10 protein-coding genes are annotated in these 13,170 nt (G+C 33.8%); 9 read left to right on the forward strand and 1 reads right to left on the reverse strand.

From position 1 onward, the window contains the following. Nucleotides 1-46: 46 nt before the first annotated feature. A complete protein-coding gene (gene gpmI, locus AC3E9W_RS14000; protein WP_306161427.1) occupies nucleotides 47-1,564 on the forward strand; it encodes a 2,3-bisphosphoglycerate-independent phosphoglycerate mutase in 1,518 nt (505 codons plus the stop codon). 264 nt (nucleotides 1,565-1,828) lie between these two features. Here the strand turns inward: gpmI and AC3E9W_RS14005 are convergent, their stop codons facing one another. Next, a complete protein-coding gene (locus tag AC3E9W_RS14005; RefSeq protein WP_488768819.1) occupies nucleotides 1,829-3,079 on the reverse strand; it encodes a DUF445 domain-containing protein in 1,251 nt (416 codons plus the stop codon). 211 nt (nucleotides 3,080-3,290) lie between these two features. Between AC3E9W_RS14005 and map the strand changes: the two genes are divergently transcribed. The 8 genes from map (at nucleotide 3,291) to AC3E9W_RS14045 (ending at nucleotide 13,144) form a co-directional block, all read left to right on the forward strand. Further along, a complete protein-coding gene (gene map / locus AC3E9W_RS14010; RefSeq protein ID WP_488768820.1) occupies nucleotides 3,291-4,109 on the forward strand; it encodes a type I methionyl aminopeptidase in 819 nt (272 codons plus the stop codon). Between the two features lie 77 nt (nucleotides 4,110-4,186). Next, on the forward strand, nucleotides 4,187-4,582 hold the full coding sequence (locus AC3E9W_RS14015; protein WP_488768821.1) for a GxxExxY protein: 396 nt from the start codon (nucleotides 4,187-4,189) through the stop codon (nucleotides 4,580-4,582). Between the two features lie 43 nt (nucleotides 4,583-4,625). After that, entirely contained in the window at nucleotides 4,626-5,399 is a 774-nt protein-coding gene (locus tag AC3E9W_RS14020; RefSeq protein WP_306161432.1) for a class I SAM-dependent methyltransferase, read from the forward strand. A gap of 119 nt (nucleotides 5,400-5,518) precedes the next feature. Then, a complete protein-coding gene (locus tag AC3E9W_RS14025) occupies nucleotides 5,519-8,422 on the forward strand; it encodes a DEAD/DEAH box helicase (RefSeq protein ID WP_488768822.1) in 2,904 nt (967 codons plus the stop codon). 75 nt (nucleotides 8,423-8,497) lie between these two features. Then, complete coding sequence (locus tag AC3E9W_RS14030) at nucleotides 8,498-9,751, forward strand: type IX secretion system plug protein (RefSeq protein ID WP_488768823.1); 1,254 nt, start codon at nucleotides 8,498-8,500, stop codon at nucleotides 9,749-9,751. 79 nt (nucleotides 9,752-9,830) lie between these two features. Continuing rightward, nucleotides 9,831-10,217, forward strand: coding sequence for a Co2+/Mg2+ efflux protein ApaG (apaG, locus tag AC3E9W_RS14035; protein ID WP_008467225.1), 387 nt, complete (start codon nucleotides 9,831-9,833; stop codon nucleotides 10,215-10,217). 153 nt (nucleotides 10,218-10,370) lie between these two features. Beyond that, on the forward strand, nucleotides 10,371-11,996 hold the full coding sequence (gene pruA / locus AC3E9W_RS14040) for an L-glutamate gamma-semialdehyde dehydrogenase (RefSeq protein WP_488768824.1): 1,626 nt from the start codon (nucleotides 10,371-10,373) through the stop codon (nucleotides 11,994-11,996). Between the two features lie 416 nt (nucleotides 11,997-12,412). Beyond that, nucleotides 12,413-13,144, forward strand: a complete 732-nt coding sequence (locus tag AC3E9W_RS14045; RefSeq protein WP_488768825.1) for a hypothetical protein — start codon at nucleotides 12,413-12,415, stop codon at nucleotides 13,142-13,144. The last annotated feature ends 26 nt before the right edge of the window (nucleotides 13,145-13,170 follow it).

The raw sequence follows: 13,170 nt of genomic DNA on the forward strand, positions 1-13,170 counted from the left end.
CTTGCTAATTTTAGAAATGACTTATCTTTGTAGAAAACAAAAAGTAATGAACAAAAAAGTTATCCTTATGATTTTAGATGGTTGGGGAAAATCTCCTGACCCTAAAGTATCTGCAATAGACAATGCAAATGTTCCTTTTATAAACAGTCTATACCAAAATTACCCAAGCGCACAACTTAGAACTGACGGATTAAATGTTGGTTTGCCTGAAGGCCAAATGGGAAATAGCGAAGTTGGACACATGAATCTTGGTGCAGGAAGAATTGTATATCAAGATTTAGCCAAAATAAATTTAGCTGTAGAACACAAAACTTTAGCAAAAGAGCAGGTTTTAATTGACGCTTTTACTTATGCTAAAAACAACAATAAAAAAGTACACTTTTTAGGATTAGTTTCAGATGGTGGTGTTCACTCACATACTTCACACCTTCGCGGATTAATCGATGCTTCTCAAGAATACGGTTTAGATCAGGTTTATGTTCACGCTTTTACAGACGGACGTGACGTTGATCCTAAATCTGGTGGAAAATACATTCACGATTTAGAAGATTATATTAAAGATACTCCAGTAAAAATTGCTTCTATCATTGGGCGTTACTACGCAATGGACCGTGACAAACGTTGGGAGCGTGTAAAATTAGCTTACGATCTTGTAGTGAACGGAGTTGGAACTCCATCTACAAATGCTGTTGCAAGTGTTTTAGACAGCTATGCAAAAGACGTTACTGATGAGTTTATCGAGCCTGTTGTTATTGTGGATGAAAATGCAAAACCGCTTGCTACAATTGTAGAAGGTGATGTTGTGATCTTCTTTAACTTTAGAACAGATAGAGGACGTGAACTTACTGAAGCGCTTTCTCAGCAAGATTTCCACGAACAAAACATGCACAAACTAAACCTTTATTATGTAACATTGACTAACTACGACGAAACGTACCAAAACGTAAAAGTGGTTTACAATAAAGATAATATTACAGAAACTCTTGGTGAAGTTTTAGAAAAAGCGGGCAAAAAACAGATTAGAATTGCTGAAACGGAGAAATATCCGCACGTTACTTTCTTCTTCTCTGGTGGTAGAGAAGTTCCTTTTGAAGGAGAAACAAGAATCTTGAGAAATTCTCCAAAAGTAGCAACTTACGATTTAAAACCAGAAATGAGTGCTTATGAATTGACAGATGCTCTTGTTCCTGAATTGAACAAAGGTGAAGTTGATTTCGTTTGTTTAAACTTCGCAAACGGAGACATGGTTGGTCACACGGGAATTATGGAAGCTGCAATTAAAGCTTGTGAGGCTGTTGATGCTTGTGCGAAACAAGTTATCGAAGCTGCTCTTGCTAACGATTACACGACAATCGTAATTGCCGATCACGGAAACTGCGAAACGATGATTAATCCTGATGGAAGTCCAAATACGGCTCACACAACAAACCCAGTGCCGATTATTTTAGTTGACAAAGAGCTAAAAAGCATTCAAGATGGTGTTTTAGGTGATATTGCTCCTACTATTTTAGAATTGATGGGCGTTCAACAGCCAAACGCAATGACTTGTCATTCGTTGTTGTAGTTTTTTTTACCATATAAGTGATATAAGAAAATTAAAAGCTGTATCTAAAATAAAGAACATATAAGTTCATTTAAATAAAATCTCGCAAAGACGCGAAGTCGCTAAGAATTTTAAACTTTGCGTCTTTGTGACTTTGCGAGATTCTTTTTTTTGTTTTAAACCATACAAGTGATGCAACTTCATTTTAAAATAATTAAATATTCTACTTAAATGACCTTCATTATAGACAAAGCTTTTTACATTTACTTATATAACTTATATGGTTTAAAACACAAAATGATACAGCTGTTCCACACCGTAAATCACAAGTCCAATAAAACCGCCGACCAATGTTCCGTTGATTCTTATGTATTGAAGATCTTTTCCAATTTCTAATTCTAATTTTTCTGAAACCTCTTTTCCGTCCCAACTTTTTACGGTTGACGAAATTAAATCTCCGATTACTTTTTTGTTATTTAAAAGAACGGAAAGTAGATCATTTTTAATGAAATTGTTGATTTTATCAATCATGATCCGATCTTCTTTAATTCCGTTTCCAAAAGTCTGGATCAAACCAGCAATACTATTTTTAATAGAAGAATCATCACCTTTATCTAAATCGTTTGTTATGGATAATTTTATTTCGTCCCAAATTCCATTAATATAATCCTGCACTTCTTTTTTTCCAACGAAACCTAAAATCATATCATTGATTTTAATTCGCATTTCTTCGGAGTTTTTTACTTTTTCCAAGAAGTTGAAAATATATTCGTCAATTTTTAAACGAACGGCGCTTTCCGGTTTTTTAGCTTCGTTTAAAAAATCCTGCAAACCATTAAATACGCCTTCTGTAATGCTTTTATCTGCCAATCCGAAACTTAGAAGCGGAGTCGAAGCTTTTACTTTCTGCCTGATTAAATCTTTATTATTAGTCAATTCGCTACTCATAACTTCAAGAAGATTCGTCAGCATCTGATTTTTTAAATCTCCTTTTTGAAGCGGTTCTAATGCCACAGCCACCCAATCTCCAAAATTAATTCCTTCTATTTTTTCCCTAAACTGAACCTGAATAAATCTTTTGACATCTTCATCTTTAATAGTTCGTAAAATTCCAGGAATAATATTTACAGCGACAACATCAGCAATTTTATTAGCGTTTTCTTCGTCAGAAATCCACTCTGAAGCTTTAACAGCAAAATTAAATTCATCCAACTTAACCTCCATTTTTTCGCGATCCAGAAATTCCTCTGAAACAAAATTTCCTAGATTTTCTCCGATCTCATTTTTCTTGGTCGGAATAATAGCCGTATGCCAAATCGGAATCCCCATCGGATGGCGGAACAAAGCCACAACGGCAAACCAATCAGCGATTCCACCAACCATAGCTGCTTCGCTAAAAGCTTGAAGTATTGGGATTTTAAAATAAATGGCGATTAAAAATAACAGTACAGCAATACCCAAAAGTCCCAAAGCGTTATTCTTCATTCTTTTAAGAGCCTTTACCTTTTCTATATCTCGATCTGTAATAGTTTCCATAATTATAAGCGTTTCTACTACTAATTTAAGGCTTTTTGCTGGAAATTAAGTTAAAAAAATGAGTCGCCACGAATTACACGAATTGCACAAATTTTTTCTTTTTAAATTCTAAAATATTAATTAGTGTAAATTAGTGTAATTCGTGGCAAAAAAAATCGCATGAAAATCACATGAAAAGTTGTACTTTTGCGAACTGAAAAATGGAAAAAATATGATCATCCAAAAAACTAGAGAGGAAATCGAATTAATGCGCGAAAGTGCTTTAATCGTATCAAAAACATTAGGAATGATTGCTTCTGAAATTAAAGAAGGAGTAACAACATTATATCTTGACAGATTAGCCGAAGAATTTATTCGTGATCACGGTGCGGTTCCAAGTTTTCTTGGATTGTACGATTTCCCGAATTCGCTTTGCATGAGTCCAAATGCTCAGGTTGTTCACGGTATTCCTAACAATGTGCCTCTTAAAAGTGGTGACGTAATTTCGGTTGACTGTGGCGCTTTCAAAAATGGCTATCATGGAGATCACGCATACAGTTTCGAAATTGGTGAAGTTGCGCCAGAAGTGAAAAAACTTTTGAGAGTTACTAAAGAATCTCTTTACGTTGGAATTAGAGAATTTAAAGCTGGAAATCGCGTAGAAGATGTTGGAAATGCGATTCAAAAATATACTGAAGCTCACGGTTACGGAGTTGTTCGTGAATTGGTCGGACATGGTGTTGGACAAAAAATGCACGAAGAACCAGAAATGCCAAACTACGGAAAACGCGGACGTGGAAAGCTTTTTGTTGAAGGAATGGTTGTAGCAATCGAACCTATGATCAACATGGGAACTAGAAACATTAAACAACTTAAAGACGGCTGGACAATATTAACGGCAGACGGAAAACCTAGTGCGCATTTCGAACACGACGTGGCTTTGATTGATGGAAAACCAGAATTATTATCTACTTTCCAATATATCTACAAAGCTCTAGGAATCGAAAGCAATGAAGAAGATGAATTCAGAAAAGTGCCTTTAGTTCTTTAAGAGTATTCCACAGAGATTCACAAAGATATACGCCGAGATACACAAAATTTATTTTATACGCCTTTTGAAAAATGTATTTGGAAAATGAAGTATCGCAAGACGAATTAAATACTATCTCATATAAAATTATAGGTTTAGCAATTGAAGTTCATAAACAACTAGGACCTGGGTTACTAGAATCTGCGTACCAAGAATGTTTATATTATGAAATTGTAAATGCCGGATTAGCTGTAGAAAGACAGAAAGTTTTGCCTATAATTTACAAGGATGTTAAACTGGATCATGGCTATAGAATTGATCTGTTAATTGAAAACAAAATTGTAATCGAACTAAAAACTGTAGAAGCTTTTACAGATGTACATTTTGCACAGATATTAACTTATCTAAAACTTGGTGAATACCCTTTGGGTTTGCTTATTAATTTTCATTCAAAAATTTTAAAAAACAATATAAAAAGATTTATAAACACTTAGCGAAACTCTGTGCTCACTTTGTGCAGCTCTGCGAAACAACCCCATGAAGAAACTTTTCAAATTAGTTTTAAATACAATCCCAAGACCATTATTAATTCGTTTGAGTTATGTGGCTCGTCCTATTTTAGCATTCTCTTTAAGAGGAGATAAATTTACAGATCCTATTGATGGCAAAAGTTTTAAATCGTTTCTGCCTTACGGATACGGAAAACAGCGTAACAATGTGCTTTCGCCAAGTACACTTTCGTTAGAAAGACACCGTTTGCTTTGGCTGTATTTAAACGATCAGACTGATTTTTTTACAGCGCCTAAAAAAGTATTGCATTTTGCTCCGGAACAAGCTTTTTATAAAAGATTCCGCAAGCAAAAAAACCTTGATTACACCACAACCGATTTACTTTCGCCTTTGGCCGATGTAAAAGCAGATATCTGTAATTTGCCTTTTAAAGACAACGAATATGACGTTATTTTATGTAATCACGTTTTAGAGCACATTCCAGACGACACAAAAGCGATGCAGGAATTGTATCGTGTTTTAAAACCAGGTGGAATGGCTGTTCTGCAAATACCGCAAGATTTGAACCGCGACGTTACTTTTGCAGACGACTCTATTACAGATCAAAAAGAGCGTGCGAGAATATTTGGCCAGTACGATCACGTTCGCATTTACGGACGCGATTATTTCGATAAATTAAGAAGCATTGGTTTTATTGTTATCGAAGAAGATTATACAAACAAAATTGCACCAGAATTGGTAGAAAAATACTGTTTGGCAAAAGGCGAAATTATTCCGCTTTGCTTTAAACAGGAAAACTAATTTTTCACAGATAAGTGATATAAGTTCATTAAAAAGAGTTTTCAAATTATTGATATTTTGAAAACTCTTTCTTTTTTTGCCCAATCCCAAACTATAAGCCTAACCAAAAACCTAAATCTTTGGAACCTACAAAACCATTTCAGTTCTGTTTTGACATCAGTTTTGAAAAAAATCTGAATGCCTATATTCCTACAGCATATATTGTTGAAAACACCAGCGAAATCAAATATCTGGACAAAAAAGCAACCAAAGGTGTGCTGGAAAGTTTTGGTATCGATTATGAAAATTTAGATCACAATTCAAAAAAGATTCTTACAATCTGCGAATCCTTGAAACCTGAATTTGTATTTAAAAAATTCAGCGCAAAAGTAAAATCAGCCAAAACAATTGCCGATTTACAGAAAGATTCTAAAATTGATTTTGCTATTCGCCAGCATTTAAAAATCAATTTAAGTCCTTTTTACGATTTGATTGTAAAAGAGCAATATCCGTTGTCCATAGACCTAGGGCCAGAAAAAGATTTTTATCGTTCGAGAGTCAGCATCGATCCACTGGATTTTGAACCGCAAATTCAATTTGATAAACATTCAGAAGGCATCACCTATACCCTTTCATTAAAAGAAAATGAAATTACATTTTTGCCAATGGACAATAAAGTTGATATTCTTTCTGATGAGCCAGGCTGGCTGATTGTCAATAAAAAACTAGGACAATTAAAAGAGTTGAACGGCAAAAAACTAACTCCTTTTTTAAAGAAAAAATCAATCGAAATTCCTTCTAAATTGGTTGATGATTATTTTAAAAATTTCATTCCCGAAATTGCTAAAAAAATTGACATTGAAGCGAATGGTTTTGAAATAGAGCTTCGCGATCAAATCCATTCCTGCACGATTCAGCCAATATTTGATTTCTTTAAAAACTGTTATTATCTCAATCTTTATTTTGATTATAATGGCTATGTTTTTGACGGAAGCAAAACAAAAAAAACACATTCTTTTGTAGATTTCAGCGTTGCCAATGAACCTCGAATTATTCAGTTTAAACGAAGCGCTGACGAAAATCTATATATCGAAAAACTATCCGAAATTGGTTTAGAAAAAATCAAAAATGAATTGTTTGGATTGAATTCTGAAACTGAAAATTCAGATCCTTACATCAATATTCAATTGCTTATTGATAATAAAGAAAAGCTGAAAGACTTAGGTTTTACAATTGAAAATCTAAAACTGGAAAGCAAAGAAATCATCACCGGAAACCACACTATTTCTGCCTCAAAAGAAACAACTGGAGACTGGTTTGATATCAAAATAATTATTACGATTGGTAATTATAAAATCAATTTCAGCGAAATTATTCCAAACATAAAAAGTAAAGAAAGACTTTTTCCTTTACCAGACGGAAATTACTTTTTGATTCCGTTAGAATGGTTTAGCAAATATGGTTCTTTGGCAAAACTGGCCAAAACAGAAAATGGTTTTTTGCTTTTGCGAAAAAGCAACTTTACCGCTTTAGACGGAATTTCAGAAATCGATAATGATTTAGATCAAATCCATCAAGCTGAATTTACTGCTTCAGATTTGATAAAAGCAACTCTAAGACCGTACCAAATTGATGGCGTAAAATGGCTTTTAGGGCATTTTAACTCCAATATGGGCGCGTGTCTTGCCGACGATATGGGACTTGGAAAAACCTTGCAGACTTTATCGGTTTTAGTATCGGTTCAGGAACAATTGGGTTTTACCACCAAAACAACCAATTTTGATTTGTTTGCCAACGAAACCACTATTGAAAGAGAACCATTAAAAGCTTTAATCGTTTTGCCTTCTTCGCTGGTTTTTAACTGGTTTAATGAAGCTGGAAAGTTTACGCCACATTTTTCTAAAATGCAATATGTGGGCAACGATAGAAAATCATTGGCAAGCAGAATCAATTCGACCGATTTGATTTTTACGAGCTACAGCATCATTCATCGCGATATTTCAATTTTAGAGAAATACGATTTCCGTTATTTGATTTTGGACGAAAGCCAATACATCAAAAACAAAAACTCTAAGATTTTTAAAGCCATAAACAAAATCAGCACTGGGCATAAAATTGCTTTGAGTGGAACACCGATCGAAAATTCGCTTGACGATTTATGGTCGCAGATGCAGTTTATCAATCCAGATATTTTGGGTAGTTATGCTTTCTTTATGGAAAATTTCAAAAATCCGATTGAGAAAAAGCAAAACGAAGAAGTTTTAGCCGAATTAAAAAACCTCATCCAGCCTTATATTTTGCGACGAACCAAAGAACAGGTTCTTAAAGATTTGCCAGAATTGACAGAGCAGATTTATTATTGCGATATGGATCCGGAACAGGAAAAATTGTATGAGAAAGAAAAATCTAAAGCTCGTAATTTCTTGCTTAAAACCGATGGATCTCCAGATAAAATCAGCATTATCAACACTTTGATGAAGTTGCGCCAATTGAGTAATCACCCGAAAATGGTCGATCAGGAATCTGAAATTGATTCTGGAAAATTTATCGCGGTTACTAATTATTTGGAAAATCTAGTAAAAGCAAAACAAAAAGTAATCATTTTCAGTTCGTTTGTGACCAATTTGAATTTCTATACCGATTGGTGCAAGGAAAATAAAATAGATTTTTGCGAAATCACTGGTGAAACACCTTCAGACAAAAGAGAACAGCAGGTAAAAGTATTTCAACAGAAAGAAAATCCGTTGTTATTTTTCATTTCTTTAAAAGCGGGTGGTGTTGGACTGAATATTACAAAAGCTTCCTACGTTTTATTCTTGGACCCTTGGTGGAATCCTTTCGCAGAAAAACAAGGTGTTGGGCGTGCGCATAGAATTGGGCAAATGAACAAAGTAAACGTAATCCGATTTATTTCTAAAAATACTGTTGAGGAAAAAATCATCAAATTGCAGGAAAACAAAAAACTGCTTTCTGATTCTCTTTTAGAAGAAAGTTATATTAATGATGAAATAGAAGGAAACCTAGAGTATATTTTGGGCTCTTAATTGTTAAACCCAATAGATTGGCATCTTTTTCGTTGTATAAAATTGTTATATTTACAAATCTTACAACGAAATGCGATGCCAAAATTTTTATATACAAGCTTTATTTTCCTTTTTATTTTCACTTTAGCGAAAGCTCAAGAAAAAGAAATCGATCCTCCATATAATATTAAGACCGTTTCTTTTATTCAGAATGGCAGCAATGTTACTCCAATTTTCGAAGTAGGTTCTTCATTTACATTTCAATTTGATGATTTGTTTGGTAACGAAGCCAATTATTATTTCGAAATTGTTCATTGCGATTACAACTGGATTCCGACAGAGATTCCAAAAACAGATTATGTATTAGGTATGGACAATCAGAGAATTACTGATTTTTCTAATTCATTTAACACCTTGCAGGTCTATACGCATTACCGACTTTCTTTTCCTAATCAGTTTACGCAGCAATTACGTCTTTCAGGAAATTACATGCTTAAAATTCTGAACGAAGACAGAGAAGTTGTTTTTTCGAGAAAATTTATTTTGTTTGAAAATCATTGTACTGTTGGCGCACAGGTAAAAAGAAGCCGAAACCTTAGCAACATCGATTACAAACAGAATCTTGATTTTACAATTTTGTCTAATGATATTGCTTTTCAAACTCCATTGCAGAATGTAAAAGTGCTTTTGCTTCAAAACGGAAACTTTCATACCGAAATAAAAAATATTGTTCCTCAATATACAATCGGCAATCAGCTGATTTATAAATATGATAAAGAAACACAGTTTTGGGGCGGAAACGAGTTTTTGTATTTTGAAAACAAAGACATTCGGGCTGCGAGTAATAATGTTGCCAAAATAGGATCTAACAATGATATTTATAATGCCTTTTTATATACTAATGCAGCAAGAGGAAACCAGATTTATACGTTGTATGAAGATGTAAACGGAAACTTTGTTGTGAAAAATATTAACGGTTCTAATAATGATATCGAAGCCGATTATGCTTGGGTTTACTTTAGTCTTTCTGCTCCTGCTTTTAGAATAAATAAAGACATTTATATTACTGGAATGTTTAATAATTACAGTCTTTCGCCAGAATATAAAATGGACTATAACAATGATAAAGGTGTTTTTGAAAAAGCCATTATGATCAAGCAAGGTTTTACCAATTTCCAATACACGGTTGCAGACAAAAAAGGAGCTATTGATTTTGAAAATGCTATTGACGGAAACTTTTATCAAACTGAAAACGAGTACACCATCTTGGTTTATTATAAAGAAGCAACCGACCGTTATCAGCGTGTAATTGGAAAAGGAAATGCAAACTCTATCAATATAGTCAATTAAAACAATGTTAAGGTTTTAGTTTAAACGATTTTTTTTTGTAGCTTTGCCACTATAACACTCACATATATACGGCGTTAGTATGGTTTCTCAAATTACACGAGGCATAAAAATATCTGTTTTGACTAGTTTTGAAGGTACATACTTCAAAAACTACAAGATTCATTTTGCTTTTAGCTACGTAGTTACCATCGAAAATCACAGTAAAGATTCTGTTCAGTTGACTTCTCGCCACTGGGAAATTTTTGATTCTTTAAATGATTTAGAAGTTGTAGATGGTGAAGGCGTAATTGGTAAAAAACCAGTTTTAAAACCTGGAGAAAACCACACTTACAGTTCTGGCTGCTTATTATCATCTCCTTACGGAGCCATGAAAGGTCATTTTAATATGATCAATTTTACTACAACAAAAACATTCAAAGTTATTGTTCCTACTTTTAGAATGTGCGCTCCTTTTGCATTAAATTAAGATATAGTTTACATCTATAGCTTTTATCGTTATCTTAATCATAAATTTGTCAATTTATTAATTTATCCTTTGTACTTTTGTGCAACGTTAGATTATTCGTAACAAAACAAATCGTCTGACTTTAAATTGTCTAATTCACAAATTTTAAATAACATGTTTAAAGGATTTTTTCATGTACCAAAAGCGGTAAACGAGCCTGTAAAAAGCTACGCACCAAACTCACCAGAAAAAGCTGCTGTTCAGGCTGCTTATACCACAATGTGGAATTCTCAAATTGACGTTCCTTTACATATTGGAAGCGAAGAAATTAGAACTGGAAACACAAGAAACATTACAGCTCCTCATGATCACCAACACGTTGTTGGAAAATATCATTTAGCTGAAAAACAACATATTGAAAAAGCAATTGCTAATGCACTTGAATCAAGAAAAGCATGGGCAAACATGGCATGGGAACAGCGTGCTGCTATTTTCTTAAAAGCTGCTGAACTTATCGCAGGACCATACAGAGCTCGTATTAATGCAGCTACTATGATTGGTCAGTCTAAAAATATCCACCAGGCAGAAATCGATGCTTCTTGCGAGTTAATCGACTTTTTACGTTACAATGTTGAGTTTATGACTCAAATCTACAACGATCAGCCAAAATCAGATTCTACAGTTTGGAACCGTGTTGAATACAGACCTTTAGAAGGTTTTGTTTACGCAATTACTCCATTCAACTTTACTGCTATCGCTGCAAATCTTCCTGCCAGTGCTGCTATGATGGGTAACGTTGTAATCTGGAAACCAAGTGATAGCCAAGTGTTTTCAACAAAAATTATTCTTGACGTTTTCAAAGAAGCTGGAGTTCCAGACGGAGTTATCAACGTAGTTTTCGGAGATGCTTTAATGATTACAGATACTGTTTTAGCTAGCCGTGATTTTGCTGGTGTTCACTTTACTGGATCAACTCATGTATTTAAAGATATTTGGGCTAAAATTGGAGCAAACATTCACAATTATAAAACGTACCCAAGAATCGTTGGTGAAACTGGAGGTAAAGATTTTATCATTGCTCACTCAAGCGCAAACGTAAAACAAGTGGTTACAGGAATCACTCGTGGAGCATTTGAATTCCAAGGACAAAAATGTTCTGCAGCTTCTAGAGCTTATATTCCTCAAAGTTTATGGCCAGCTGTAAAAGAGCAATTAATTGCTGATGTAAAATCTATGAAAATGGGTTCTCCAGAAGATTTTGGAAACTTTATTACAGCAGTTATTCACGAAGGTTCTTTTGACAAATTAGCAAGTTATATCGACCAAGCTAAAAAAGATGCTGATGCTGAAATCATCATTGGAGGAAATTACGATAAATCTGTAGGTTACTTTATTGAGCCAACCGTTATTGTAACTACAAACCCAAAATATACTACAATGGAAACTGAGTTGTTCGGACCAGTTATCACTATTTATGTTTATGAAGATGCAAAATGGGAAGAAACTCTTGAACTAGTTGATACTACTTCTGAGTACGCTTTAACAGGAGCTGTGTTTAGCCAAGACCGTTATGCTATTGAAGTAGCGACTACTAAATTGCAAAATTCAGCTGGTAACTTCTATATTAATGACAAACCAACTGGAGCGGTTGTAGGAATGCAACCATTTGGTGGAGCAAGAGCTTCTGGAACTAACGATAAAGCGGGCTCTGCATTGAACTTATTGCGTTGGGCTTCTCCAAGAACTATTAAAGAAACTTTTGTAACTCCAGAAGATTACAGATACCCTTTCTTAGGTTAATATTCTGATTTTAGATTTTAGAATTCAGATTTTAAATTATATAAAAAAGCCGGAACTTCTATTGAAGATTTCGGCTTTTGCTTTTTTGTTTTTTAAAATAATGGTAAGACCTTTTTATTGAATGAAAAATTAATAAGTAATAGAATAACATTTAAAAACCTAAAACACTATAAATAAGATTCTTAAATAAGAAAAATTTTTAATTGCATAAAAATATATAATCTTACAAGAATATTTCAAATATACTATTTGTAATACTTTTCTTATTCTTTTGAGAATCAATACTTTAAAAGCCGCAAATACCTTATTCTGATATTTTAAAAACTTCTTGTTGCTTTCAAAAAAAACTCATCCGTATAAATTTGTTTCAATATTAAACAACATTAAAAGATTTAATAAAAACTAACTACATACGTATGAGAAATTTAAATAATGTTCCTAAAATCATAATGGAATGCAAGAGTATCGGCCATGCTATTGATTATAAATGGACGAAAAAGAAAATCAATAACCTTTTGGATCCTATTGAAGGAAACGAAGATCTTGAATATACCTTAATGCAGATCAATCATAAAGGCTCAATTGGTTTGACCGCTGCCTTATTAGAATGGATTTACTGGCGTTTTACAGGTTACAGCCAAGTCGTAAATGACACACAAAAACGCATTGAGGCTCTTTGGTGTTCTATAAATAATCGCGAACAGACTAATCCGCTATTATTTGATACCGATTTTGAAGTGCCTGCTGCTGGCTGCGTAAACGGTGCATTATGGATTGCACTAATGAACGTTAGAATGATAGATGTAAGATATCGAAAAGGTTCTTATTTTTTACAAAATGACCTTATCGGATTGGTATTGTTAGCGCGTCACATCACACCAAAAAAGAAAAAATTCGACAATTGGTTTGCACAGACTGTTGTCAATTTAACTCATTCTCACCCTAACCCGTACAGAAATGACAACTTAGACGAAAGCGATGAGGCTGTTTACGATTCATCACACGAACCTTTAATTTGCAGAGAATTTTTCTTTGATGAGAATTTCGAATATTCAGTCGAAGCTGCAGAAGATGCAATTCATGGTTTCATTGACAATTTAAACCTTAAAGCGAATAGCTTTTTAGATTTCACAAAAAAGGCTTCCTAATTTAACGGTTGGTTTTTAGTTCAAAA

The organism is Flavobacterium sp. 38 (assembly GCF_057799715.1).